This window comes from Metasolibacillus sp. FSL K6-0083 (assembly GCF_038630865.1).
Classification (GTDB): Bacteria; Bacillota; Bacilli; order Bacillales_A; family Planococcaceae; genus Metasolibacillus; species Metasolibacillus fluoroglycofenilyticus.
In genome coordinates, this window is sequence record NZ_CP152046.1 from 2,878,806 (window position 1) to 2,904,720 (window position 25,915).

The 25,915-nt window shown below is 39.7% G+C and carries 24 protein-coding genes; 18 read left to right on the forward strand and 6 right to left on the reverse strand.

Annotation, left to right across the window (positions count from 1 at the left end):
• The first annotated feature begins 6 nt into the window (after window positions 1-6).
• From MHB51_RS13530 to cysC, 7 genes are read left to right on the forward strand one after another with little or no spacing between them, the layout of a single operon-like run.
• Entirely contained in the window at window positions 7-1,014 is a 1,008-nt protein-coding gene (locus MHB51_RS13530) for a sulfate ABC transporter substrate-binding protein (RefSeq protein WP_107943414.1), read from the forward strand.
• 60 nt (window positions 1,015-1,074) lie between these two features.
• Entirely contained in the window at window positions 1,075-1,905 is an 831-nt protein-coding gene (gene cysT / locus MHB51_RS13535; RefSeq protein ID WP_066169418.1) for a sulfate ABC transporter permease subunit CysT, read from the forward strand.
• A gap of 11 nt (window positions 1,906-1,916) precedes the next feature.
• Window positions 1,917-2,747, forward strand: a complete 831-nt coding sequence (gene cysW, locus MHB51_RS13540; protein WP_066169416.1) for a sulfate ABC transporter permease subunit CysW — start codon at window positions 1,917-1,919, stop codon at window positions 2,745-2,747.
• Window position 2,748: 1 nt separating this feature from the next.
• Window positions 2,749-3,822: a sulfate/molybdate ABC transporter ATP-binding protein gene (locus MHB51_RS13545; protein WP_107943412.1), complete on the forward strand. Its 1,074-nt coding sequence runs from the start codon at window positions 2,749-2,751 to the stop codon at window positions 3,820-3,822.
• A gap of 12 nt (window positions 3,823-3,834) precedes the next feature.
• Window positions 3,835-4,539 (forward strand): phosphoadenylyl-sulfate reductase, encoded by a 705-nt coding sequence (locus tag MHB51_RS13550; protein ID WP_342471724.1) that lies wholly within the window; start codon window positions 3,835-3,837, stop codon window positions 4,537-4,539.
• A 34-nt stretch (window positions 4,540-4,573) separates the two neighbouring features.
• Window positions 4,574-5,473 (forward strand): sulfate adenylyltransferase subunit CysD, encoded by a 900-nt coding sequence (gene cysD / locus MHB51_RS13555; protein ID WP_066169410.1) that lies wholly within the window; start codon window positions 4,574-4,576, stop codon window positions 5,471-5,473.
• Window positions 5,474-7,300 carry an adenylyl-sulfate kinase gene (gene cysC, locus MHB51_RS13560; protein WP_342558365.1) on the forward strand — a complete coding sequence of 609 codons (1,827 nt, stop codon included), beginning with the start codon at window positions 5,474-5,476 and terminating at the stop codon, window positions 7,298-7,300.
• A gap of 40 nt (window positions 7,301-7,340) precedes the next feature.
• Here cysC and cysQ read toward each other — a convergent pair whose 3' ends face one another.
• Together cysQ and MHB51_RS13570 are read right to left on the reverse strand one after the other, a co-directional pair.
• A complete protein-coding gene (cysQ, locus tag MHB51_RS13565) occupies window positions 7,341-8,159 on the reverse strand; it encodes a 3'(2'),5'-bisphosphate nucleotidase CysQ (RefSeq protein ID WP_342558366.1) in 819 nt (272 codons plus the stop codon).
• Window positions 8,160-8,174: 15 nt separating this feature from the next.
• A complete protein-coding gene (locus MHB51_RS13570) occupies window positions 8,175-9,062 on the reverse strand; it encodes a LysR substrate-binding domain-containing protein (protein WP_066169404.1) in 888 nt (295 codons plus the stop codon).
• A 174-nt stretch (window positions 9,063-9,236) separates the two neighbouring features.
• Here MHB51_RS13570 and cobA point away from each other — a divergent pair, with 174 nt between their 5' ends.
• The 6 genes from cobA (at window position 9,237) to MHB51_RS13600 (ending at window position 14,997) form a co-directional block, all read left to right on the forward strand.
• A complete protein-coding gene (cobA, locus tag MHB51_RS13575; protein WP_066169402.1) occupies window positions 9,237-10,016 on the forward strand; it encodes a uroporphyrinogen-III C-methyltransferase in 780 nt (259 codons plus the stop codon).
• A 15-nt stretch (window positions 10,017-10,031) separates the two neighbouring features.
• Window positions 10,032-10,766: a sirohydrochlorin chelatase gene (locus MHB51_RS13580; RefSeq protein ID WP_342558367.1), complete on the forward strand. Its 735-nt coding sequence runs from the start codon at window positions 10,032-10,034 to the stop codon at window positions 10,764-10,766.
• A gap of 13 nt (window positions 10,767-10,779) precedes the next feature.
• Window positions 10,780-10,926, forward strand: coding sequence for a YezD family protein (locus tag MHB51_RS13585; protein ID WP_066169398.1), 147 nt, complete (start codon window positions 10,780-10,782; stop codon window positions 10,924-10,926).
• 37 nt (window positions 10,927-10,963) lie between these two features.
• Window positions 10,964-12,754: an assimilatory sulfite reductase (NADPH) flavoprotein subunit gene (locus MHB51_RS13590; protein ID WP_066169397.1), complete on the forward strand. Its 1,791-nt coding sequence runs from the start codon at window positions 10,964-10,966 to the stop codon at window positions 12,752-12,754.
• Window positions 12,755-12,774: 20 nt separating this feature from the next.
• On the forward strand, window positions 12,775-14,490 hold the full coding sequence (cysI, locus tag MHB51_RS13595) for an assimilatory sulfite reductase (NADPH) hemoprotein subunit (protein ID WP_342558368.1): 1,716 nt from the start codon (window positions 12,775-12,777) through the stop codon (window positions 14,488-14,490).
• 87 nt (window positions 14,491-14,577) lie between these two features.
• Window positions 14,578-14,997 carry a DUF1801 domain-containing protein gene (locus MHB51_RS13600; protein ID WP_342558369.1) on the forward strand — a complete coding sequence of 140 codons (420 nt, stop codon included), beginning with the start codon at window positions 14,578-14,580 and terminating at the stop codon, window positions 14,995-14,997.
• Between the two features lie 37 nt (window positions 14,998-15,034).
• Here MHB51_RS13600 and MHB51_RS13605 read toward each other — a convergent pair whose 3' ends face one another.
• On the reverse strand, window positions 15,035-15,646 hold the full coding sequence (locus MHB51_RS13605) for a Yip1 family protein (RefSeq protein WP_342558370.1): 612 nt from the start codon (window positions 15,644-15,646) through the stop codon (window positions 15,035-15,037).
• Window positions 15,647-15,972: 326 nt separating this feature from the next.
• Here MHB51_RS13605 and MHB51_RS13610 point away from each other — a divergent pair, with 326 nt between their 5' ends.
• From MHB51_RS13610 to MHB51_RS13630, 5 genes are all read left to right on the forward strand, one after another.
• Window positions 15,973-17,925: a methyl-accepting chemotaxis protein gene (locus tag MHB51_RS13610; RefSeq protein WP_342558371.1), complete on the forward strand. Its 1,953-nt coding sequence runs from the start codon at window positions 15,973-15,975 to the stop codon at window positions 17,923-17,925.
• A 139-nt stretch (window positions 17,926-18,064) separates the two neighbouring features.
• The gene (locus MHB51_RS13615; RefSeq protein ID WP_342558372.1) at window positions 18,065-19,285 is read left to right on the forward strand and encodes an RtcB family protein; all 1,221 of its coding nucleotides are present in this window, start codon (window positions 18,065-18,067) and stop codon (window positions 19,283-19,285) included.
• 251 nt (window positions 19,286-19,536) lie between these two features.
• Window positions 19,537-20,247 carry an SDR family NAD(P)-dependent oxidoreductase gene (locus tag MHB51_RS13620; protein WP_342558373.1) on the forward strand — a complete coding sequence of 237 codons (711 nt, stop codon included), beginning with the start codon at window positions 19,537-19,539 and terminating at the stop codon, window positions 20,245-20,247.
• Window positions 20,248-20,285: 38 nt separating this feature from the next.
• Window positions 20,286-21,521 (forward strand): AMP-binding protein, encoded by a 1,236-nt coding sequence (locus MHB51_RS13625; protein WP_342558374.1) that lies wholly within the window; start codon window positions 20,286-20,288, stop codon window positions 21,519-21,521.
• Window positions 21,522-21,611: 90 nt separating this feature from the next.
• Window positions 21,612-22,241, forward strand: coding sequence for a LysE family transporter (locus tag MHB51_RS13630; protein ID WP_107943404.1), 630 nt, complete (start codon window positions 21,612-21,614; stop codon window positions 22,239-22,241).
• A gap of 80 nt (window positions 22,242-22,321) precedes the next feature.
• On the opposite strand, the gene MHB51_RS13635 is transcribed toward MHB51_RS13630, so the two are convergent.
• The 3 genes from MHB51_RS13635 to MHB51_RS13645 all read right to left on the reverse strand — a co-directional run bounded on the left by MHB51_RS13635 (window position 22,322) and on the right by MHB51_RS13645 (window position 25,717).
• Window positions 22,322-22,636 (reverse strand): hypothetical protein, encoded by a 315-nt coding sequence (locus MHB51_RS13635; RefSeq protein ID WP_153061606.1) that lies wholly within the window; start codon window positions 22,634-22,636, stop codon window positions 22,322-22,324.
• Window positions 22,637-22,736: 100 nt separating this feature from the next.
• Window positions 22,737-24,281, reverse strand: a complete 1,545-nt coding sequence (locus MHB51_RS13640) for a methyl-accepting chemotaxis protein (RefSeq protein WP_342558375.1) — start codon at window positions 24,279-24,281, stop codon at window positions 22,737-22,739.
• A gap of 944 nt (window positions 24,282-25,225) precedes the next feature.
• The gene (locus tag MHB51_RS13645; RefSeq protein WP_066169379.1) at window positions 25,226-25,717 is read right to left on the reverse strand and encodes a helix-turn-helix transcriptional regulator; all 492 of its coding nucleotides are present in this window, start codon (window positions 25,715-25,717) and stop codon (window positions 25,226-25,228) included.
• Window positions 25,718-25,915 lie beyond the last annotated feature (198 nt).

Sequence of the window (25,915 nt, forward strand, 5' to 3'; positions counted from 1 at the left end):
GTTTTCATGAGAACTCGTCTAATAATACTTTTTTCCACTTTCCTTTTATTAGCTGCTTGTGCTAGTAAGGAGGCAGCAACAGGGGGGAAAGTTGAAATTTTAAATACTTCATATGATCCAACACGCGAATTGTATGAGGAATTTAATAAGGAGTTTGCTGCATATTGGCAGGTAGAGAAAGGGCAAGAAGTGGTGATTAAACAATCGCATGGCGGCTCGGGAAGCCAAGCACGTTCCGTTATTGATGGATTGGATGCGGATGTAGTAACGCTTGCTTTAGCCTACGATGTCGATGCGATTGCGGAGCAACAATTGATTGCTGAGGGCTGGCTTAATCGCTTAGAGCATAACTCTGCACCGTATACATCTACAATTGTATTTTTAGTACGGGAGGGTAATCCAAAAGGTATTAAGGATTGGGATGATTTAGCAAAGGCTGATGTTTCAGTTATTACACCTAATCCGAAGGCATCTGGCGGAGCTCGTTGGAATTACTTAGCTGCTTGGGGATATGCTCTAGAAAATTTCGAAGGCAATAATGCGAAAGCGAAAGATTTTGTTTCTAGTATTTATAAAAATGTAGAAGTACTTGACTCTGGTGCACGAGGCTCGACAACAACATTTGTAGAGAAGGGTATTGGGGACGTATTAATTACTTGGGAAAATGAAGCACTCCTCGCATTAAACGAGTTGAAAAAGGCTGAATTTGAAATTGTAGCGCCCTCTATTAGCATTTTAGCAGAGCCGTCTGTAGCTGTAGTGGATAAGAATGTGGATAGAAAAGGGACACGAGAGATTGCTGAAGCTTATTTGAAGTTTTTGTATACAGATATTGGGCAAGAAATCGCAGCTAAGAACTATTATCGTCCAAGAACAGAGGAAATCGCTGAAAAGTATGATAGTCAATTCCCTAGCATCAAATTATTCACGATTGACGAAAAATTTGGTAGCTGGAAAGAGGCGCAAGAAACTCATTTCAGCGATGGCGGCGTTTTTGATTCCATTTATGAGTAATTTGCAGCCTATATCATTACGTTTGCACAACAGGAAGATTTCTAGAAGGTGGTTTAGATAATGAGAAAAAGGAAAAATGTATTGCCAGGCTTCGGCTTATCAATGGGTATTACAATGCTGTATTTAAGCTTATTTATTTTAATCCCATTATCTATGATATTTATCGAATCATCTAAACTTGGCTTAGTAGATTTTTGGAAAGTTGTGACGAGTGAGCGCGTTGTTCATGCCTATAAAGTGTCGTTTATTACAGCCTTTGTGGCAGCTCTTTTTAACGGTGTATTTGGCTTATTGATTGCATGGGTGCTCGTTCGCTACAGCTTCCCCGGAAAACGATTAATCGATGGGCTTATTGATTTGCCCTTTGCTTTGCCGACAGCGGTTGCAGGTATTACATTAACTACTTTATATGCGCAGGATGGCTGGATTGGTCAATGGTTTAGTGCTATAGGGGTTAAAATATCGTTTACCCCTATTGGCATTACATTGGCGCTTATATTCATCGGCTTACCGTTCGTTGTTCGAATGGTTCAGCCTGTGCTTGAAAGCTTTGAGCGTGAGGTCGAGGAGGCTGCATCTAGCTTAGGGGCGAGGAAGGGGCAAATTTTTAGAAAAATTATCTTCCCTGAAATATTACCAGCTTTATTAGCAGGATTTTCTCTTGCATTTGCAAGGGGGCTTGGGGAATATGGGTCTGTGGTTTTTATCGCAGGCAATATGCCGATGAAAACGGAAATTGCGCCACTGATGATTATGACGAAGCTGGAGCAGTTTGATTATGCTGGAGCGACAGCAATTGCGGTTGTCATGTTGATTATTTCGTTTATTTGTTTAGTTTTTATTAATTTACTGCAAAAGTGGAGTCAAAAGCATGTATTACAAGAGGAGTAGGAGGGAACAAAGTGAAGCATACGAAAGAGCAAAAAAGTGTGATTAGAAGAGTATTAATCACATTAATGCTTTTATATTTAGCATTGTTTCTACTTGTGCCGCTCGCATTCATTTTTGTCAAAGCATTTGAGCAGGGCGCAGCAGTTTATTTTGCAGCCATTACAGAGAGTGATGCTTTATCCGCTATTAAGTTAACATTACTTGTTGCTATCATAACGGTTCCATTGAATACGATTTTCGGGGTGGCGGCAGCATGGTGTATTACGAAATTTCATTTTAAAGGCAAGCAGCTATTATTATCCTTAATCGAATTACCGTTTGCCATCTCACCAGTCATTGCGGGGCTTATTTTTATCTTACTGTTTAGCCCGAGAAGCGCTTTAGGTTCGCTGTTAATGGATTTTGGTGTCAAAGTTATTTTTTCCGTACCGGGAATCGTTATTGTAACGATGTTTGTGACAATGCCATTTATTGCGCGGGAGCTCATTCCAATTATGCAGGCACAAGGAAGGGCAGAGGAGGAGGCAGCTATCTCCCTTGGGGCAAGTGGCTGGAAAATGTTTATCCGTGTCACATTGCCAACGATTAAGTGGAGCTTATTGTATGGGATGATTTTATGTAGCGCAAGGGCGATTGGTGAGTTTGGCGCTGTGTCGGTCGTGTCAGGAAGGATTCGGGGAATGACAAACACGATGCCCCTACACGTAGAGATTTTATATAACGAATATCAGTTTTCTGCTGCCTTTGCTGTAGCATCGCTCATGTCGCTATTGGCTTTAGTGACGTTAATGATTAAAACGTTTATTGAATATAAGTCAGAGAAACAACAAGTAGGTGAATAGGATGTCTATTGAAATACATGGTGTAACAAAGCATTATGGCTCATTTCAAGCATTAAAAGAGATTAATTTAACGATTTCAAAGGGGGAGCTCGTTGCACTTTTAGGACCATCTGGTTCAGGTAAAACAACGCTTTTACGAATGATTGCAGGGTTGGAGTCAATTGAGGAAGGAAGCATTTCATTTGATGGAACAGATTTAAGTACAGTACATGTCAATCAGCGAGATGTCGGCTTCGTCTTTCAACATTATGCGCTCTTTAAGCATATGACAGTATTTGATAATGTGGCATTTGGTTTAACGATTCGAAAGAAAAGCTTACGACCATCTAAAAAGGCGGTCGAGCAAAAGGTGCATGAGCTTTTAGAGCTAGTGAAGCTAAGTGGCTTTGCACAGCGCTATCCGTCACAGCTATCAGGTGGGCAACGTCAACGTGTTGCACTAGCGAGAGCATTAGCGGTAGAGCCAAAAATGCTACTACTAGATGAGCCATTTGGGGCGCTTGATGCGAAGGTTCGCAAGGAATTGCGTCGCTGGTTGCGTAAATTGCATAATGAAATGCATATTACAAGTGTATTTGTAACACATGACCAAGAAGAAGCGCTTGATGTTGCAGACCGCATTGTCATTATGAATAAGGGGAAGATTGAGCAGGTAGGAACACCTTCCGAAGTTTATGATAAGCCAGTAAGCCCGTTTGTATATGATTTTTTAGGCAATGTCAATTTATTTCACGGTCGATTGCAGCAAGGAAAATTAAAATTTGGAAGCGTTCAGCTTGATGCGTCAGACTACTTCGATAAAGACGATACCGATGCAGTAGGCTATGTGCGACCACATCATTTAAAGGTGGAGCGCGTAAGGCTAAGTGAGGATGAAATCGCAGCAAAAATTACCTTTATGCATTCAATTGGACCAACTTGGCATATTGAGATGAAACGTGAGGATAGCGATGCCTATGTTGAAGTGGAGCTGAGTAAAGAAGAATTTCTACAACTAGATTTAAAAGTGGGGGAAATTGTCTATGTCAGCCCAAAGGAAATGAAAGTATTTATCCCGGAAGATTTCATCATTTAAGGAGGGGGTAGCTTGTTAACATATAGTAAATGGGAAAACCCCAATATTGAGTTTGCAATTGATGAGCAATATAAAGGTGCTTTAGAGGTCATTAAGTGGAGCTATGGGGAGTATGGAAAAGAGATTGTCTATGCGTGTAGCTTTGGTATTGAGGGGATTGTTCTCATTGATTTAATTGCTAAGGTACAACCAGATGCGCAAATTGTCTTTTTAGACACAGATGTACATTTTAAGGAAACATATGAAACGATTGAGCGTGTACGTGAGAAATATCCAAAGCTTCATATCGTACTAAAAAAACCTGCGCTCACATTGGAGCACCAAGCACAGCAGTTTGGTGATAAGCTGTGGGAAACGAATCCAAACCAGTGCTGTAATATTCGAAAACTAGAGCCATTAAACGAGGTACTATCAGGTGCGAAAGCATGGATTTCTGGCTTGCGCCGTGAGCAGTCTGAAACACGCAAAAATGTCGAGTTTATCAATAAGGATAATAGATTTAAGTCGGTAAAAATTTGCCCGCTCATTCATTGGACGTGGAAGGATGTGTGGCGCTATGTATCAAAGCATGAGCTTACCTATAATGTGTTGCACGACCAAGGCTATCCAAGTATCGGCTGTTCGCATTGTACAAAGCCAGCCTTTACGTTAGACGATTTACGTTCAGGCAGATGGCAGGGGCAAGGGAAAACTGAATGTGGGCTTCATAGCCAGTGAGATGTAGTCATTTTAATGAAAAGGAGAAGCGCAAATGAAGGAACTTACTCACCTCGACCAATTGGAGGCAGAAGCAATTTATATTATTAGAGAAGTGGCAGCAGAATGTGAAAATCCTGTTATGCTCTATTCAATTGGAAAGGATAGCTCTGTCATGCTGCATTTAGCAATGAAGGCTTTCTATCCTGAAAAGCCACCATTTCCATTTATGCATATCGATACGACATGGAAGTTTAAAGAAATGATAGAGTTTCGTGACCGCCGAGCAAAGGAATTAGGCATTGAAATGATTGTTCATTCGAATGAGGAGGGGCTTGCACAAAACATTAATCCATTCGACCACGGCTCAGCCTATACGGATATTATGAAAACACAGGCTTTAAAGGATGGCTTAAATAAATATGGCTTCACCGCTGCCTTTGGCGGAGGCAGGCGCGACGAAGAAAAATCTCGTGCGAAGGAGCGTATCTTTTCATTCCGCAATAAAAACCATGCATGGGACCCTAAAAATCAACGCCCTGAAATGTGGAAGCAGTTTAATACAAGAATTCATAAAGGTGAAAGCATACGCGTTTTTCCTATTTCCAATTGGACAGAGAAGGATATTTGGCAATATATTCATCGGGAAAATATTGATATTGTACCGCTCTATTTTGCAAAGGAAAGACCCGTTATTTACCGTGAAGGCAATTATGTCATGGTAGATGATGAGCGCATGCGTTTACAGCCAGATGAGGAAGTGTTCATGAAAAAGGTTCGCTTTCGTACATTGGGCTGTTACCCGCTAACAGGTGGGGTCGAATCAAATGCAGTGACTTTGGATGAAATTATAGAGGAAACATTAGGGGCAGTTACATCTGAACGTACAACACGCGTTATCGACCAAGAGGCTGTTGGGAGTATGGAGAGACGTAAGCGGGAGGGGTATTTCTAGATGAAAAGTTTATTGAGATTTATTACATGCGGCAGTGTCGATGACGGTAAATCGACGTTAATTGGTCATATGCTGTATGACGCAAAGCTATTATTCGCTGACCAAGAAAGAGCATTAGAGTTAGATAGTCGACTAGGAAGTCGCGGGGGGGAAATTGATTATTCCCTTCTATTAGATGGGCTTTTAGCAGAGAGGGAGCAAGGAATTACAATTGATGTGGCCTATCGTTATTTTACGACGGCTCATCGCTCCTTTATCGTTGCTGATACACCGGGGCATGAGGAGTATACACGTAATATGGCTGTAGGTGCTTCATTTGCAGACCTCGCTATTATTTTGGTAGATGCAACGAAGGGTGTCGTTACACAGACGAAGCGCCATGCACGTATATGTGCACTAATGGGTGTAAAAAATCTGGTGCTGGCTGTAAACAAGATGGATTTAGTTAACTTTAATGAAGTGCGATTTACTAAAATTAAAAGTGACTTTTTACAACTTATCGAAGAATTTCGTCTTGAAAGTGTGCAGGTAATCCCAGTTTCAGCAACGAATGGAGATAATATTACGAAAAAATCCGCAAATACGCCATGGTACGACGGATTGGCGTTACTACCATATTTAGAGGAGGTAGATACACAACAGGAGGAGCAGCAAAATTATTTTGTTATGCCTGTTCAGCGTGTAAGTAGACCGAATCACACATTCCGCGGCTTTCAGGGGCAAATTGAGGCAGGGACAATTGCCGTAGGTGATGAAATAACAACTTTACCTAGTAATGAAAAGGTGAAGGTTAAAAGTATTTTAGTAACGGACCGTGAAGTGCAAACTGCATATGCAGGGCAACCTGTTACGATTCAACTGCATAGAGAGGTAGATGTTTCGCGCGGCTGTGTACTAACGACAGACCGACAAATAGCGGTCGCTGATTTATTCACTGCCCAAATTTTATGGATGGATGATACGGAGCTTGCAGCAGGGAAAAACTATTTAATTAAAGTAGGAACAAAAATTATTCCGAGCACAATCGTAGCGATTCATCACAAAGTGGATATTAATACAGGACAGCATATAGCGGCGAATAAAATAACGAAAAACGAGCTAGCAACCTGCGATATTGCATTAACAGAAAAGATTGTCTTTGATTCATTTGATAGAAATGAGGCATTAGGTAACTTTATTTTAATTGACCGAATTACGAATATGACTGCGGCATGTGGTGTAATTAAGGAAATTGCCTTACAAGAGAAGCATATTTTTGGGCAGCAAACAGATGTGACACGAGAGGCACGTGCTGAGCAAAAAGGGCAAAAGCCACTGACATTATGGTTTACAGGTCTTTCTGGTTCCGGCAAGTCGACACTTGCAAACGAGGTGGAAAAGCGCCTTGTAGCATTTGGTCACCACACGATGCTACTCGATGGCGATAATGTGCGATTAGGATTAAACAAAGATTTGGGCTTTGATGAGGTTGGACGTATTGAAAATATTCGTCGCATTGCTGAAGTGGCGAAGCTGATGAACGATGCGGGGTTAATTACATTAACGTCGTTTATTTCACCTTTTGAGCAGGAACGTCGAAAAGCGCAGCAAATAATAGGGCAATCCTATATCGAAATATACATTAGCACGCCTCTAGACGTATGCGAAAAACGTGATGTCAAAGGGCTTTATCAAAAAGCACATGCACAGGAAATCACTAATTTTACTGGGATTTCAAGCCCGTACGAGGAACCAAAAAATCCTCATATTAAAATTGATACGAGCAATATTTCCTTAGAGGAAGCAACTGATTATATTGTGAAGGAAGTATTGAAGGTGCTAGCTTAACTTCATTCAGCAATGTTAAAGCGTAAGAAAGCTTGGCTTCTTACGCTTTAGTTGCAATATGAAAGGGATTTTTTAGCTGCTCCTTATTATAATGCAAAGGCTCGTTAGTTGTGGAATCTAGCACTTTACCACCGCTATACTTCACGATTGCTTCACCTGCAGCAGTATCCCATTCCATTGAGTAGCTAAGGCGTGGATAGACGTCTACTCGGCCTTCAGCGACAAGGCACATTTTAATGGAGCTACCAGATGTAACAAGCTCAATATTGTGGTGCAGCTCCTGCATTTTTTGAATATAGTCCTCCGTATCACTTGAAAAATGGGAGCGGCTAACAGCGATAGCAAAGATTTCTCTATTTGTAGCAATAGGTAGCTTTTGAGAAAGGGTAAGTAAAATATTTTCCGTATCAATTTTCTGGAGATTTTGCGTGCAATTTATTAATTTATAAGAACCAATTACGCTAGATGCAAAATACATTGTATCTTGTACAGGGCAATAAATAATGCCGAGCACAGGAGTGCCATTTTCAATAAGTCCAATATTGACGGTAAATTCCCCGTTGCGTTTAATAAATTCTTTTGTACCATCGAGTGGGTCGACTAGCCATGCAGTATGCCACTTGCTGCGCTGCGCATAATCTACTATTTCCCCTTCCTCACTAATAACGGGAATGCGAGGGTAGCAGCGCACAAGTTCCGTTTCAATTAAATGATGTGACCTTTTATCGGCGATTGTTAAAGGAGATTCATCGCCTTTAAATTCGACATTTACTGTTTCGGTGTTATACACCTTTAAAATTTCTTGACCTGCTTTAAATGCGATGTGAATAGGCTCTAAAATTCGTATAACAGTTTCCATTAAATACGCTCCAATCTATGACGTTTTAAGCTGGCACAATTCTTCAATAAATATCTTTACATTTCTTTTTTCCTTCATTGAGGGGCTATAAATATAAGAAAATGTTCGCCAAAAAGGAGTGTTTTCAAGTTGTACTACATGAATCTCACCCATTTTCAAATCTCGCTCAATGACGCTTTTCGATAGCAAGGAAAGACCTAAATTATTGATAACCGTTTCCTTTATTCCTTGTATGCTGCTGATGGAGAGTAAGGTTTTAACCTTCAGCTCATTTGTCTGCAAAAAATGCTTTAAATATTCACCAGTTCCAGAGCCGATTTCACGTGTAATCCAATCCTCATTTTGAAGATCAGCAATTGTTACTTTTTCCTTTGCTGCTAATGGATGTTGCACAGAGGACACAATAACTAATTCATCATCTTTAAAAGGCTCTACGATTATTTCTTTTTCATTCGTTTTGCCTTCTACTAAGCCAATATCGACTTGAAAAAGCTTAGCATATTGAACAATTTCATCCGTGTTGCCAATAATAATTTGAAAGGAAAGCTCTGGATATTTTTCTTTTAATTCAACAAGCAATGGAGGCAGAATGTATTCACCAATAGTAAAGCTTGCGCCAATTTTCAAATGACCTTGCACTGCATGGTGATAATCTAACATCTCCTGTTTTGTTTGCTCATAAAGCTGTATCATCTGTTTTGCGCGCTCTAGCAATATTTCTCCAGTAGGCGTAATGCAAAGTAGCTTAGGTGAACGTTGAAAAAGCTGTGTTTGAAATTCTTTTTCTAGATTTTTAATATGTAGGCTGACCGTTGGCTGTGACATACATAATGTATCTGCTGTTTTCGTAAAATTTTTAATTTCACATAATTTAATAAAAGTATGTAGCTCCTCAATATTCATCAAACTCCCCTCCTCTTCCACTCAATCATTTTTGCTAATAGCGATGATTATTAATTGTTATTTTACCAATCAATGACCATATAGTAAAGTAAACTTATTGGAATTGTTTATTTTAAAATTGTAGTTTGCTCATTGATATTATTGGTATTGAGTAATGTTATGGAGGGGAATGGAGTGGGAAAAGTTTATATTGTTGGTGCAGGCCCTGGAGATGTGGAGCTTATCACATTAAAGGGGCTTCGTTGTATAAAAGAAGCGGATGTTATTTTATATGACCGCTTAATAAATCATGAGCTACTGAGCTATGCAAAGCCAAGTGCGCAGTTGATTTTTTGCGGTAAGTTGCCAAATCGTCATGCGATGATACAGGAGCATATTAACCATTCGCTTGTGCAGTATGCAAAGCAAGGGAAGATTGTCACGCGTTTAAAAGGGGGAGACCCCTTTGTATTTGGGCGGGGTGCGGAGGAGGCAGAGGTGCTAGCAGCGCATCAAATTCCATATGAAATTGTTCCAGGCATTACATCAGGTATTGCAGCGCCAGCCTATGCAGGTATTCCTGTGACACATCGAGATTTTGGATCCAGCTTCGCTATTGTAACGGGGCATATGAGAGAAGGGAAGGATGATTCAATAAAATGGGAAAGCCTTGCTAACGGAGTAGATACATTAGCTATTTATATGGGAGTAGGCAATTTACCGTATATTTGCGGGCAGCTATTAAAATATGGACGTCCTGCTACAACACCTGTTGCACTCGTTCATATGGGAACTTTCGAGGAACAGCAAACCGTTACAGGGACACTTGAAACGATTGAGGAAATCGCGCTGGCGAGCGAAGTGAAAAATCCTAGCATTATTATCGTAGGTGAGGTTGTCTCACTAAGGGAAAAAATTCAATGGTTTGAACAAAAAATGGAGGCGCAAGGATTATTGAAAGAAAGCGTCGTGTAAAAAGTAGGTGATACAATGCAAGCAATATTATATGTCGGTCATGGCACAAGAGTGAGGCAAGGTGTAGAAGAGGCAATTCAATTTATTAAACAAATAGAGCATGAAGTAAATGTAGATATTCAGGAGATTTCATTTTTGGAGCTAGTTGAGCCAGACATTGTGCAAGGCATAAAAAATTGCGTAGAGCGAGGTGCGACGAGGATTGCAATCGTTCCACTATTGTTATTAACAGCGCATCACGCAAAGGAGGATATTCCGGCAGAGATAGAAAAGGCGCATTCAATGTATCCACATGTACATTTTACGATTGGTCGACCATTCGGAATTCACGACAAGCTAGTTGATACGATTTATAAACGTATTATGGAGCAGCAAAAGGAGATTTCCCAAGAGGCGGAGGTGCTTTTAATCGGACGTGGTAGCAGCGATATGGCAGTTGTGCATAATATGTCTGAAATAAGTGAGCTTGTACAACGGAGATTTAACTTTCAATCCGTTAGCTCCTGTTTTTTATACGGAGCAGGTCCGAGCTTTCAAGATGCGCTAGAAATGATAAAGAAAAGGGATGCGAAGCAGCTATTCATCGTTCCTTATTTATTGTTTTCAGGTTTGTTAAGCAAGGGGATTGAAAAAAATATAAAGGAGCTACAAGTCGATAGTTCGCATGTGATTTTATGTGCTAGCTTAGGCTACGACGAAAATGTTCGTCAAGTGCTGCTAGAACGGGTACGGGAGCTATTGAATGTGTGAGGAGGGGACATCTATGTCAAAGCAAAAAAGCAATAGTGAGGCTACATTTGAAAGCATTAAAGAAATGCTCGAAACGATAAAGTTTGGAACAATTACACTCATTATTCAGGACGGACATGTTGTTCAAATTGAAAAAAATGAGAAGATTCGTTTGAAATAATTAATTAACCGTAATGATAATTCGTGAGGTGGGAAACTTGACTTTACAAGTATTGAACAGCCCTTTTAATGAGGAGCAAGTAAAACAATTAAATACGCTATTACCTACATTAAATGACTACCAAAAAATTTGGCTAACAGGTTATTTAAGCGTTGCACCCGCTACAGGTGTAGCCGTTGCAGTAGCAGAAGAGGTAAAAGCGATTGCAGCAGAGCCGCAATCAGCAACCATTTTATACGGCTCTCAAACCGGCAATGCACAAGCTTTAGCCGAAAAGCTCGGGGCGGAGTTAAAAGAGGTAGGAGTAGATGTGAAAATTGAATCGATGTCAGCCTTTAAGCCAAATCAGTTAAAGAAGCTAAATAATTTATTGATTGTCACAAGTACGCATGGTGAGGGAACGCCACCAGACAATGCGATTCAATTGCATGAATTTTTACACAGTAAGCGAGCGCCGAATTTAGAGCATGCACAGTTTTCCGTATTGGCACTTGGTGACAGCTCCTATGAATTTTTTTGCAAGACAGGTGCTGACTTTGATGAGCAATTAGAAAAGCTCGGTGCGAAGCGAATTATACCTCGGGTTGACTGTGACCTTGACTATGACAGCCTAGCAGCACAGTGGATTGAGGATGTGAAAAAAGCACTAATTACGACAAGTCCACAAACTGCTTCAATACAGGCAAATACGGAGACAAAAGAAGTTAAGAGTTCGAAGTATTCAAAAAGTAATCCGTTTTATGCCGAGGTGCTTGAGAAAATTAATTTGAATGGGCGTGGCTCAAATAAAGCGACGTACCATATCGAACTTTCGCTAGAAGAGTCAGGTTTGACCTATGCACCTGGAGATAGCATAGGTATTTTACCTGAAAACGATGAGCAGCTTGTCGGAATATTAATCGAAGCACTTGGCTTCAAGCAAACTGAAATTGTAACGGTTGAACAGCAATCTATAACTTTAGCCGAGGCACTACAAAAAAAGCTTGAAATCACTGTATTATCAAAGCCATTGCTGCAAAAAATTCAAAACTATACGCTAAATCGAGATTTTGCAGCGCTTGTGCAAGATGATAAATGGAAGGATTATGTGTATGGACGTGATTTATTAGACGTAGTACAAAGCTTCGGGCCGTTTTCATGGAATGCACAGCAATTTATTGAGCTGCTACGCAAAATTCCAGCACGTTTATATTCCATTGCCTCTAGTCAAGCAGCCAATGAAGAGGAAGTACATTTGACAATTGGGAAAGTAAGCTATGACAAGGATGAGCGTAAGCGTCTTGGCGTGTGCTCAGGTCAGATTGCAGAGCGCGTTGAGGTTGGTCAAAAGCTACCTATCTATATCCATTCCAATCCTAATTTTAAACTGCCACAGAATGATGCAACACCGATTATTATGATTGGTGCTGGTACAGGAATTGCACCGTTTCGCTCATTTATAGAGGAGCGTGCAACGCGTGAGGCACAGGGCAAGGCATGGCTGTTTTTCGGTGAGCAGCATTTTGTTACAGATTTCTTATACCAAACAGATTGGCAGCGCTGGCTACAGGAACAGGCATTAACTAATTTAACAGCAGCATTTTCACGTGATAGTGATAGGAAAATTTATGTGCAGCATCGTTTACAGGAGCATGCGAAGGAGCTATTTGAGTGGATTGAGCAAGGCGCTGTTATTTATGTATGTGGTGATGAAAAGACAATGGCAGCAGATGTTGACCAAACGATTCATGCAATTATTGCTGAACAGGGCGGTAAAACGGCTGAGCAGGCAGTACAGTATGTAAACGAGCTAAAGCAACAGCAGCGCTATCAACGAGATGTTTATTAAAAGGAAATGAGGTTGAAATAATGACTGAGAAAATAGTATTACCGCCACAGCCTGGTAAGCCAAGTGATGTGGAGCGTATAAAGAGTGAAAGTAATTATTTGCGCGGCACATTGGAAGCGACAATGCAAAATCCTTTAAGCTCAGGTATTCCAGATGATGATAATCGTTTAATGAAATTTCATGGTAGCTATTTGCAGGATGACCGTGATGTACGCAATGAGCGTCAGAAGCAGAAGCTCGAGCCAGCCTATCAATTTATGGCACGTGTGCGTACACCGGGAGGAGCTGCGACACCAGCACAATGGCTTATAATGGATGAGATGGGCAGAAAATATGGCAATGGTTCATTAAAGCTGACGACACGACAGGCTTTTCAAGTACATGGCATTTTAAAATGGAATATGAAAAACTATATGCAGGAAATTCATGAGGCATTATTAGACTGTATTGCGGCATGTGGTGATGTTAATCGTAATGTGATGTGTAATGTCAACCCGAATCAATCACAGCTGCATGAGGAAGTGTATACATGGTCTGCTAAATTAAGTGAGCATCTATTGCCGAAAACAAATGCCTACCACGAGCTATGGCTAGATGGTGAAAAGGTTTATGACGGGCAAGAAAAAGAAGTAGAGCCAGTGTACGGCGCACTTTATTTACCGCGTAAATTTAAAATTGGTATTGCCATCCCTCCAAGTAATGATATTGATGTTTTTTCACAAGATATCGGCTTTATTGCTATTGTAGAAAACAATCAGTTAATCGGCTTTAATGTCGCTGTCGGTGGTGGTATGGGGATGACACATGGCGATACAGCTACTTATCCGCAACTAGGACGATTAGTCGGCTATATTCCGAAAGAGCGTTTACTAGAAACAGCAGAGAAAATTTTGACGATTCAACGCGATTACGGAAACCGCTCGGTGCGTAAAAATGCTCGTTTTAAATATACAATTGATGCGCGCGGGCTAGATTGGTTTAAGGAGGAGCTTCATCAACGCTTAGGCTGGAAGCTCGGTGATATCCGTCCATATACATTTAAGCGCACAGGAGATGAATATGGATGGATTAAAGGGGAAAACGGAAAATGGCATTTTACGCTATTTATCCAAAATGGGCGCGTTCGTGATTTTGAAGACTATCAGTTAATGACGGGGCTACGAGAGATTGCTAAAGTGCATACTGGTTTATTCCGCTTAACTCCAAATCAAAATCTGCTTATCGCTGATGTAACACCTCAAAAAAAGCGAGTAATTGATGCTTTATTGAATAAATATAAAATTACAGACGGTGCTCATTATTCAGCTCTTCGTCGCAATTCAATTGCTTGCGTGTCGTTACCAACATGCGGTTTAGCAATGGCGGAGGCAGAACGTTATTTACCAACATTAATAACAAAAATTGATGGCATATTAGAGGAGTTCGGTTTACTTGAAACAGAAATAGGCATTAGAATGTCGGGCTGTCCAAATGGTTGTTCAAGAGCTGCAATGGGAGAAATCGGTTTTATCGGAAAAGGGCCAGGTAAATATAATTTATATTTAGGAGGCGATTTTACCGGTCAACGCTTAAATAAAATTTATCGAGAGAATATAGGCGAAGAGGAGATTTTATCCACATTGCGACCAATATTGGAGCGATATGCAAAAGAGCGTGAGGAACAGGAGCATTTTGGCGATTTTGTGATTCGCCAAGGCTATGTAGAAGCAGTAACAGATGGCCGTCAATTCCATTAATGAAAAGGCAAAATAACGCGGCAATTTTATAGTGCAAAAATGATACTAAATACGTTACTATTGTTGTAAACAAAAGGAGCGGATAATATGTACGAGCCGAAAACAAAGGAAACAGATAGCAGCGTTATTGAGTTTATTGAAGGTGTAGACAGTGTTAAAAAGCGTGAGGATGCTTATGCATTAGTAGATATTTTCACGGAAGTAACAGGCTATGAAGCAAAGATGTGGGGACCGAGCATAATCGGCTTTGGCAAATATCACTATAAATATGCTTCTGGTCATGAAGGAGACGCACCGTTAGTAGGTTTCTCACCACGCAAGGCAAAAATTAGCCTATACTTTGCCCCAGAAGACCCAGAGCGCGAAACATTGCTTGAAAATTTCGGAAAACATACGACCGGAAAGGCATGTGTATATATTAATAAGCTTTCGGATATTGACGTAACTATTTTAAAAGAATTGATTGGACAGTCTGTAGCATTTTTACGGGCAACATATCCTGAATAAAAAAGGGGATTTTGCAGCGCGCTGCAAAATCCCTTTTTTAAAAGCTACTGAACATAGCCCAGATTAAAACTGCTCCAAATGCAAAGAGAATAATGAAAATTATAATCGCTGGAATGACTAAAGTGAAGAAAGCCTTCCAATTTGAAAACTGATGTGCTTCTGCGACTGCACCAATTGATACAACAAATGACCAAATCCCTAATACAATTGATAGCAAAATGGCAATCCAAAAGATAGCAGGGATTGGCCCCTCAAAATCAGGAGTTAACAGAAAATCTGGTGATACAACAAACCAAATAAGATAAATTGGTCCAAGCATTGCTGAAGGAATCGAGGCAATGCTCGTTGCTCTATACATTTCCGTGTATGTTGCGACACCTTTGAAAAGCTTTCCAACTCCCCATGCTATAAGCGCTGAAATAAACATGACAACAATGGTTACAATAGGTGAAAAAATAATTGTTGCAATAATGAAGCCCCAAGATAATGGTCCACCATAGTCAAAGAAATTGATAGGCAACGCGATAATCGAACAAATTGTAAGAATAATCATAGCGAAGCCCATTGTTTTATGGTCAATCATATATCGAGCAGTTTGCTTCGGATGTAACCAAACAGATAAAAATGGGTTTAGCGTATTGTTATCCATAATATCCCTCCAAAATAAAATATGTATTTCCCTACCTAGTATACCGAAAAACCAGCTAAAAAGTTTCAAAAATTTACTATAATACTAAAAATGATAAAATGAACCCCCCAACAGACTTAATCTTTCCTACAAAAGCTTTAGAAATATTAATTTTATACACAGACCCGGATATTCAGAATCTTCAGTTTAGTTGCATTTACAAAGAAAGAGATTAAGTATATTATTAGTATAATAGGACTTTATTATTAAAATCTGTCATTTATCAATAAAGCCTATGAGATTGCTTGTAGAGAAAGTAGTACAGTGAGTAGAGGGGGGAATGGGGAATGAAGCGAATTACTATTAGAAAGAAATTAATTTTTTCTTTTTTACTTATTCTGCTAATCCCAGCAGCTTTGATAGGGTTAATTGCATATCAAAGTGCCAAAAAACAAGTGATAGAAGAGCAGCAGGCAAGTGCTAATGAAAGCGTTCGAATGCTTGATATGAACATTACAAATATGATTGCACCGAAAGTATATGATATTGAATATTTTGCGGGAAAGTTTAATCAACAATCGTTACGACAAGAGGAGCGAGCTGAAGTAGTTAATTTATTGACGGAATATATTAACACACATCCCGAAGTAGAAGCGATTTATATAGGTACAAAACAAGGGGAGATGATTAACGCACCGGAGCTTGATTTACCCAGTGATTACGACCCACGTGAAAGACCGTGGTATACAGATGCAGTAAATAATAATGGTGATGTAGTGCTAACAACACCCTATGTTTCAGCATCAGGTGAAAATAGCATTGTTGTGACAATAACAAAAACTTTACCAGACCAATCAGGTGTCTTCGCAATGGATTTGAATATTTCACTGCTTGATAATGTAGCAAATGATATTAAGATTGGTGAAACAGGTTTTGCGGCATTGTACGATGACCGCCAATATTATATTACGCAAAATGGAAAAGAAAGTGGCACAGAAGTAACGGAATCATATGTTAATGAAATTTATAATAACGAAAACGGGACGATTATTATGAAAGACCGACATATTCGTTATACGACAAATGAACTAACGGGCTGGAAAGTGCTCGGCACAATGTTTACAGTAGAGGCTAAGCAAGCAGCATCAGGCATATTGATGACAATTGTTATCGTCGTTGTGCTCGCTATTATTGCAGGTATTGGCTTCATACTTTTCATGGTTCGTTCAATTGTTCGCCCAATCAAGGAGCTGCAAGTAAATGCATTAAAAATTAGTGAAGGGGACTTAACGACATACATTGATATTTATACGAAGGATGAAATCGGCCAACTTGGTGAAGCGTTCGTAGCGATGAAAATTAGCTTGAAAAAATTACTTCAACATATGGGGCAAAGCGCGCAGCAAGTACAAAGTTCGGCACAAAATTTAGCGGCAAGCGCAGAGCAAAATATAGCTGCTTCTGAGCAAGTAACAGATGCAATGCAGGAGGTTGCAAGCAGCACTGAAAAGCAAACAACTAGCATTGAGCAAAATGCAATTTCCATCGAAGAAGTGGCGAAGGGCATTGTTGAGGTGACAGATAGTACGATGCAAGTGTCTGACTTATCAGGCTTTGCGATGCAGCTAGCGGATGAAGGTGGAGAGGCTGTACAACAAACAGTCAATCAAATGCAATCGATTCACGCATCTGTTGTACAATCAGATGAAACAATCCAATCACTGTATGAGCGTACAAAACAGATAGGCTCTATTTTGGAAATCATTACTGCGATTTCAGACCAAACAAATTTATTAGCATTGAATGCTGCTATTGAAGCAGCAAGAGCTGGGGAGCATGGCAAAGGCTTTGCAGTTGTTGCCGATGAGGTGCGGAAGCTAGCAGAGCAATCACTGCAATCGACAAGTCAAATTTCTACACTTATTGCTGCTATTCAACAAGATACAGCACAGTCTGTTCAGGCGATGGATAAAGCATCAATAGATGTTGAAGAAGGGTTGAAGCTAACAGAGCAAACGAGTGAAAAGTTTGCAACTATCGTAGAGAGCTTGCAAAATATCGCACCAAAAATCGAAGGCATTTCCGCAGCCTCTGAGGAAATTTCAGCCGTAGTGCAAGAAGTATCGGCGACAGCGTTAGAATTATCAGACCACGCAAAATCAAATGCCGCTGCATCTGAGGAAGTCGCAGCATCGACAGAGCAAACGTTGGCATCCATGCATGAAATGGCAGCCGCAGCACATGCTCTACAGGAGATGGCAGACGAGCTACACGAGTATATGGAAAGGTTTAAACTTTAATTAAACGAAGGCTGTAGGGAAAGCGGGTTGTCGTCTGCACTTCCCTACAGCCTACTTGTTATTATCCGGTTCCTGAGCAAATTGCAATATGGAACAAAACAGACTTCGCCATCGTTTAAAGTGAAAAGGAGTGAGCTAGGTGATTGAAGTTAATGGGCGTTTTACTGACGCAAAAATATATACGAATACAGCACAGCCAGCAGCAATTGAGCAAATTAAAGAGCTGACAGACCAAGCATTTATGGAAGGGGCAAAAATTCGTATTATGCCTGATTATCATGCTGGGAAGGGCTGTGTCATTGGCACAACGATACAATTGCAGGAGCGTGTTGTACCGAATTTAGTTGGTGTAGATGTTGGCTGTGGCGTTTTCGTTGCTGAGCTTAATACTTCTGCGATTGATTATGCCAAGCTAGATGCAACCATTCGAGCGCATGTACCGAGTGGTCAGGACTTACATATGGAGCTATCGCCAGCTAGGCAATTTAAGGAATTTGAAAGGGATAATTTTATCGCAGCAGGTATAAAAGACGATTATACAAATTTATCGCTTGGCACATTAGGCGGGGGTAATCATTTTATCGAGCTTGCGAAAGACAACGAAGATAAATATTATTTATTAATTCATACAGGCTCACGCTATATCGGTTCGAAAGTGGCGAACTGGCATCAAAAAAGAGCTTTTGAAGCATTGCGTCATCACGATGTTTCTAAAATTATTGAGCAGCTTAAAAATGAGGGACGCGAACAGGAAATACAAGCAGCAATCGAAGCATACAAGGGGGAAAACCCTGTTATACCAAAGGAATTAGCTTATTTAGAGGGTCAGCCATTCCACGATTATATTCACGATATGAAAATTGCGCAGCGCTATGCAGTAATGAATAGATGGACGATTGCTGAAACAATTGCACAGCATATGGGGTGGATATATACAGAGACCTTTGATACAATTCACAACTACATTGATACAGATACGATGACATTACGCAAAGGCGCTGTGCGAGCGAATAAAGGAGAAAAACTTGTTATTCCAATGAATATGCGTGATGGTTCGCTTATTTGTATTGGGAAGGGCAATGCGGAGTGGAATTATTCAGCGCCACATGGAGCAGGGCGAGTTTATTCACGTCGCGCAGCGAAAAAAGAGCTGAGCATGGTCGATTTCAAGGAAACGATGCAAGGTGTATGGACGACATCAGTAACGGAGGATACGCTTGACGAAGCACCAATGGCTTACAAGCCGATGGAGGAAATTACATCGGTCATTGGCGAAACCGTTGATATTATCAAGGCAATTAAGCCTGTTTATAATTTTAAAGCAAGTGAGGAGCAGAAGCCTTATATGAGGCGGAAATAATCAAAAAGAGATGATTATGGGGAAATTTGGTTGCACCTTTAACTTCTTTCAGCGTGCGTCTCCCACCTCTATAGGTGGCGAGACGCACGCTGAAATCATAAGAACTAAATCGCTTTTTAAGATAAATCATGTTGACCAAACTTGCAGCGGATGTCACAGGTTTTGAAGAAAGGTGTAATAGACTATCAAGTAGAATGTCTTATGAGTTATCATAGTGCTTCGTTACAGTCAAAGGAAAGGGGGGATTTCGTATGCGTTTACAGGAGCAACGACTTCGGCAGGCAGTGCAAGGCAAAAGTATATTAATTACAGGAGCTAGCTCAGGTATTGGGCGAGATGTCGCCTTGTTATTGGCTCGCTATGAGGCAAATTTAATAATTGTTGGACGTGATGAGGAGCGTTTGCGTGATGTTGCTGTAAAGACAGGTGCTCGGATGTATAGGATGGATTTGCGTGAGGAAGAAAATCGTCGCCAGCTATGCAAGGAAATTGGTCAGCTTGATATTTTTATCAATAATGCAGGCTTGTCCATTCACCGCTCGATATATGATTCCTTAGAGCGCTCGCATGATTTTTCGCGGACAATGGCCATTAATTATTTTGCACCTGTGGAGCTAATGTTACATTTTATTCCGTTATTAGATGCAGCAAAGGGGCAGGTTGTAAATGTTTCTACGATTAATACAAAATTTCGCCCTATGGCAAAATGGTCTGCTTATCAAGCGTCAAAGGCTGCCTTTGATACATGGCTACGAGCTGTTGCACCAGAGGTAAAGCATACGGTTTCTACAATCTATTTACCGCTTGTTCGTACACCGATGATTGCACCGACGAAAAAATATAAGCATGTACCAGCAATGGCTAGTGAGGTGGCGGCTCAGCGTATCGCTCGTTTATTGTACACGAAAAAGAAGGAGGATAAACCGTGGTGGCTACCATTTCTACGCTATTTGAGACCTTAAAAATTAAAGCCCTTTTACGGATGCCCTTCAGCAAGTTGATGAGAGCTATTAGTAAGGAAGGCTTCTCCATTAATGCATTGCTCGCTTTTTATGCTAAAAAACAGCCGCATTGTCCTATTTTTATTGAAAAGCATTGTACAACTACATATGGTCAATTTTATGACGAGGTTATTTATATGAGTTATGCTTTAAGTGAATATGGTATTCGTGCAGGACAGCGGGTTGGTTTTCAGTGTGATAATAGTATCTCGTTATTACGAGCCGTGTTTGCGACAGAGCGAATAGGGGCGACGGCTGTGTTATTACATACAGGGCGTCCTGTGAAGGGGTATTTTGATTTTTTATTTACAGAGCAGCAGCTTGAAGCTTTACCAACAAGGGCGGCGGCTGTATATTTTCCACGTAGACAAGGAAAAATTGTTTTACAAACAAGTGGCACAACTGGTGAACCTAAAGCTGTACATACAGCAGTGCATACATTGCTTGCCCCATTTTGCGCTTTGCTAGAGCGTATGCATTTTCATACATATCGTTATGTTTATGTCGCCACGCCTTTTTTTCACGGTTACGGACTTGCCTTTCTAACTGCAACAGTAGCTGCTGGACATACAGTCGTCTTAAGCAGACGCTTTGATGCTTCCTTATTAGAAGCATATCCAATTGAAGCAATCACGGTTGTTCCAACTTTGTTAACTCGCTTTAGCAAAACACCATCATTGCGCTGTATTGCAAGTGGTAGCGCACCGTTGCAAAATAGCGAGGGCTTTGAGTCGATTTTATATAATTTATACGGCACATCTGAAGTAGGCTTAATTAGTATTGCAACGCCAGAAGAACGCGCCCTATATCCTACAACAATTGGCTCGCCTATCAATGGGCTAAGCATTAGGTTTAATAAGGGTGAACTAATTGTTAATAATAAACGAACAGGGGATATCGTAGAAGAAAGAGAGGGGTTATTATTCATAAAAGGACGGCTAGATGAAAGGATTATTTCAGGTGGAGAAAATGTTTTTCCACAGCATATTGAGCAAATAATAAAGACGCACCCGAAAATAAAGGATGCTGTAATTACAAGTGAGGCAGACTCGCATTTTGGCGAGCGAGTTATTGCTTATGTTGTAGCAGATGGTGTCGGTGAGCGTGATATTCAAGCCTTTTGTAAACAGAATCTAGCAAATTATGAATGCCCGAAGAAAATTTATTTTGTGGAAGCACTTCCCTATAACGAATTAGGAAAAATTAATCGGAAGTTACTACTAAAACCCTTATAAAAAATGTTGTATAAAAATTTAGGTTTACGTATAATTAATTGAAACGGATGGAAAAGAAGTGCAGTTTACTGAAGTTAGGAAGTTATGCATTTGGAGCAATTTTTAAAGTTTTTACTTGTTGGTCTAGCAATTGCTATGCCTGTTGGTGCTATTACTGTCGAAATGACAAAACAAGGATTGAAAAATGGCTTTTTCCACGGCTGGGCAGTTGGCTTAGGCGGTATGACGATTGACTTAATGTTAATCGTAGCGCTCTATTTAGGCTTTGCGCAAGTATTGGCACTACCATATGTACAAATGCCATTATGGATTGTTGGCGCAGGGTTTTTATTTTTATTGGCCTATGATTCGATTAAAAATGCTGACCAAGATATTTCATTGGCAGGAGAAAAGGTCAATAAATCATTATGGAAAACGTATCGCAATGGCTTTCTCGTGGCGTTATCCCCAGGTAATTTAGTATTTTGGGTATCTGTTTTTGGTGTTGTACTAGCAGATTCTTATGCGGCGGATTCTAGTAGCTTTTTAATTGCGGCTATAGGAATATTGGTAGGTATTTTATTACACGATATTGGCCTACTATCAATCGTTGCTCTAACACGTAAGGTGATGAACCGTAAAATGATTCAATGGACGTCGATTATTGCAGGCGTATTGTTGTTTGGCTTTGCTTGTTATTTTTTATACCGCTTCTATGTGGATATTAGAGTTTATATTTAAGTAAAAGACATGTCTGAAAATTATTTTCAGACATGTCTTTTTGCGTAATTAATCGCGATTTCAACTGAAGGGGGAGAGTTTTATTTATTTTCAAAAATGTATGGCTCTACGATAGGGCCTGCTTTAATATATCCAGCGAAAACGGAATAGTTCCCGTCAGCTGTTAATCCTCCATTATAAATATAGCCTGAGTATGTTTTTCCATACCTAGTCTCAGTCACCCACATAGCAGATGTATGAGTTTTAGGTACTGTTCTTGTGACGTAAATTTCGTCCATTGCTTGAGCATTTACCAGCTCTGTATTTTCAGAGGCATAAACATTTGAGAAAGTTGCTGGCATTCCTAAAGTAAAAACTGCAATAACACTCATACATAGCATTTTAAATTTCTTCATTGAAATCTCCTCCATATCAATAGTTTGATTAGTATTTCTATAATTTAATACCTTTGTAATTAATATTTTCATAATAAACAGTTTCCGTCAACTTGAATTGCTATAATGTGAACTTTTCTACCTCTTTTCTTAGCTGATCAGCTATTATATTTAAGTTGCGAGCCCTTTCGGATACCGTTTCAATGCTTTTTAGTTGTTCTTGAGCAGAAGCGGAAACCTGTTCTGTGCCAGCAGATGTTTCAGCGGCAGAGGCAGAAATATTATGAATGACGCTAATGATTTGCTCCTTGCTTTGAGTCATTTCTGTTGAAAGATGTTGAACTTCATGAGCGACCTCAATTGTTTCGTCTAATGCAGCTTTAATCGTATTGAAAATATCGCTTGTATCTGTTGCAGCTTTCGCATTTTGCTCAACGACTTCAATACTTGTTTTAATTTCTTGTACAGCGCTTTTCGAAATAGCTTGAATTGCTGTAATTTTATTTTTAATATCCTCAGTTGCATTAGAGGTTTGTTCTGACAGCTTTCGAATTTCATCTGCAACAACCGCAAATCCCTTTCCTGCTTCACCGACACGAGCAGATTCAATTGATGCATTCAGTGCAAGTAAATTCGTTTGCGAGGCAATTTCTGTAATCGTATTGACTATACTTGAAATGTCTGACGATGTTTTATCCACCTCTTGGACGATAGCACTAACTTGCTGTGAGGAGTCTCGATTTTTTTCTGACCATATAGAAAGCTGCTGAACTGTGCCTACACCTTGGTTGCTTAAGTCATCGATATGCGCTGTCATTGTGGCAATTTTCTCTGTATGCTCAATCACACGATCAATATTACTTGAAAGTTGGTCTAATTGCTCTGCGCCCTTTTCAGTGTCATGTGCCTGCTCTTCTGTAGAGTTGGCAATTTCGTTAATCGCTAGGTTAATTTCATTGGTTGTTTGCATAGTGTCGTCTGCAATTTGTAAAAGTGCAGTCGATGATTCAACTAGCTCATTACTTGTACCTTGGATATTAACCGTTATATCTCTCAATGCCGAACGCATTGTTGAAATCCCCTTAGCCATATGTCCAATTTCATCTCTATAATTTGCTAGTCTATTTAACTCTGCATTTTCATAGAAATCTAAGTTAGCAGTTTGCTGTAAAGTGGCTTCGAGGTTTTTCAATGCTCGAACGATGCGGTCAATAATCCACCACATTAGCCCCCCAATAACTAAAAAGCTAACACTACCGATAATTATTTGAAAAATTAAAACTGTATCTACGATAGATTTGATTCCGCTTTCAGGAACAGCGATATCCATCACACCGTACAGTTCTCCATTTTTGTAAATGGGCTCCATAATATCATAAGTCCATATACCTTGAACTTCTGCATACCACCTTGTAAATTGCTTTACACCTTTGGTAGCACCGTTGATTGTATATTCGTCTTCATATATTTTTCCTAGTTTTTCAAGGTCACTATGCGCGACAGCTTGAACATTTTTATCAATAATAATTGCATATGTTACATTGTCCTGCTGTACTTTAGTATCTACAAATTTTTGTAATGCGGGAATAGGATCAACTTCAGAATTTAGAATCGTTTCGGCTTGCTTAGCTATTTCAAAAACTTGTTCTTGTGCTTTCTCAATCAATACTTCCTGACTCTTTGTGTTTACTATCCAGACGGCTAGGCTAGCATTGAGAACTGAGGAAACTAATAATAGGCCTAAAGTGAAAAAAAGTAGTCTTTTCTTAATGCTTTTCATGATAATATCCCCCTTTATATTTCAGTATTATAGAGGTTTGTCGACAAATAAAAGCATAGACAAACTTTGAAACTTAAAGTTAGTATCATGTAATAATAGGACATTGTCAATATAGATAGTGTCGAAAAAAAGAATATTATGTCTAAAAAGCAGTTCTTTTGATTTACTCATGTGTAAAGCTAGCGTTTAGATTATGTAAATATTCATATAGGCGAGGGGCTGTCCAAAAAGCCGAGCATAGCCGGCATTTTGGACAGTAGCGAGGATGTTTCACAAAATGTTGATTCATCTAAACAGAAAACGCCACTTTTAAAAATGGGATGAACATTGGCTTTAGCAGTGTACTCCTTCAGTAAAAGGGAAGCGATGAAAACCTTGATTTCAATGCGATGGCAAAACAAAATGGACTTTTCGGATAACTCCTTTAACTTCTTTCAGCAATGTTTACTGCGACGAGTAACCGTAGGAGCAGATGTTTTTTGTACCGATAGCGTGGTGGTGAATATCGCAAGCTTGGCAGAAAGGCTTGCGAGATGCAGGTCGATTAACCGTTGTCACAGAACATGTCGGTTTTAGGTTAAATTCCAACAAACAGCTCAAAAAAATCTGGTCTAAAGTTAGCCGAGGTATCATTGATATTATTTATCTCGCAATAATCAGTGGGGGATAAGGAAAACCTCCACTGATTGAAGCTTCACTTTATTGCTTTCCTTTAGCCCTAGCCTAATAAATAAAACCCCGATTAAAAGGAAAGTGAAATTTTCATTTAAGCCAATTAGTAAAAAGATAATACTAATCAATAAATAAGCAGAGACATACTGTTGCTATAATTAATTTTCTTCATAGGCGTTGGCATTTTTACTATTGGAATAAAAATAAGCACTCGTCATCAAATAAATCACAATAGAAAGCCCTACAATAAGGTAAAAAGCTTTCATATTGAGCGAATGAATATAGAGTAGATAAATAACAATAAATAATGGCATGACGGCAAATCTTATAAAAGGGTTAGACCATCCTTTTCGTATAAAGACAGCGCCCATTCTAAATGGTAAAAATAAAAGACCAAAAAGAAATACCCCGATTATATTTTGTAGCCATTTCATTTTCAGCACTCCTTTCGTTTGAGTAATAACATCAACAGAACTTAGCTTCGTGTCTAAGGCATTTTCTAATAGCTTTAATGAGATGGTGTCAGGTATACTTTTTTCTAATTCCCATTTAGAAATTGTTTGCCTTGTGACAAATACTTTGTCTGCTAATTGTTGTTGTGTTAGCTGTAATTCCGTTCGTCTGAAGCGAATTTTTTCTCCTAGCTTCATGTTGTACCTCCTTTTTGTACGTTTTCATCGTATATTTCCATATCCTAAAAATACAGCAACAGCAAGCGTTGCGCACGCAACGGAAACAAAAAACATAGAAAAAAGGAACTGTCTGCGGTTATTTCAAGACACTTCCTTTATTATTACTGCCAATATATTTTCACAAAAAATGCCATGAAATATTTGATGCGAGTAGCG

Coding starts and splice junctions, on each gene's coding strand:
- MHB51_RS13610 (WP_342558371.1), top strand. CDS start 15,973: ATGAAGCGAATTACTATTAGAAAGAAATTAATTTTTTCTTTTTTACTT.
- MHB51_RS13585 (WP_066169398.1), top strand. CDS start 10,780: ATGTCAAAGCAAAAAAGCAATAGTGAGGCTACATTTGAAAGCATTAAA.
- MHB51_RS13625 (WP_342558374.1), top strand. CDS start 20,286: ATGAGAGCTATTAGTAAGGAAGGCTTCTCCATTAATGCATTGCTCGCT.
- MHB51_RS13600 (WP_342558369.1), top strand. CDS start 14,578: ATGTACGAGCCGAAAACAAAGGAAACAGATAGCAGCGTTATTGAGTTT.
- MHB51_RS13570 (WP_066169404.1), bottom strand. CDS start 9,062: ATGAATATTGAGGAGCTACATACTTTTATTAAATTATGTGAAATTAAA.
- cysD (WP_066169410.1), top strand. CDS start 4,574: ATGAAGGAACTTACTCACCTCGACCAATTGGAGGCAGAAGCAATTTAT.
- cysI (WP_342558368.1), top strand. CDS start 12,775: ATGACTGAGAAAATAGTATTACCGCCACAGCCTGGTAAGCCAAGTGAT.
- cysC (WP_342558365.1), top strand. CDS start 5,474: ATGAAAAGTTTATTGAGATTTATTACATGCGGCAGTGTCGATGACGGT.
- MHB51_RS13620 (WP_342558373.1), top strand. CDS start 19,537: ATGCGTTTACAGGAGCAACGACTTCGGCAGGCAGTGCAAGGCAAAAGT.
- MHB51_RS13605 (WP_342558370.1), bottom strand. CDS start 15,646: ATGGATAACAATACGCTAAACCCATTTTTATCTGTTTGGTTACATCCG.
- cysT (WP_066169418.1), top strand. CDS start 1,075: ATGAGAAAAAGGAAAAATGTATTGCCAGGCTTCGGCTTATCAATGGGT.
- MHB51_RS13530 (WP_107943414.1), top strand. CDS start 7: ATGAGAACTCGTCTAATAATACTTTTTTCCACTTTCCTTTTATTAGCT.
- MHB51_RS13580 (WP_342558367.1), top strand. CDS start 10,032: ATGCAAGCAATATTATATGTCGGTCATGGCACAAGAGTGAGGCAAGGT.
- MHB51_RS13545 (WP_107943412.1), top strand. CDS start 2,749: ATGTCTATTGAAATACATGGTGTAACAAAGCATTATGGCTCATTTCAA.
- cysQ (WP_342558366.1), bottom strand. CDS start 8,159: ATGGAAACTGTTATACGAATTTTAGAGCCTATTCACATCGCATTTAAA.
- MHB51_RS13645 (WP_066169379.1), bottom strand. CDS start 25,717: ATGAAGCTAGGAGAAAAAATTCGCTTCAGACGAACGGAATTACAGCTA.
- MHB51_RS13635 (WP_153061606.1), bottom strand. CDS start 22,636: ATGAAGAAATTTAAAATGCTATGTATGAGTGTTATTGCAGTTTTTACT.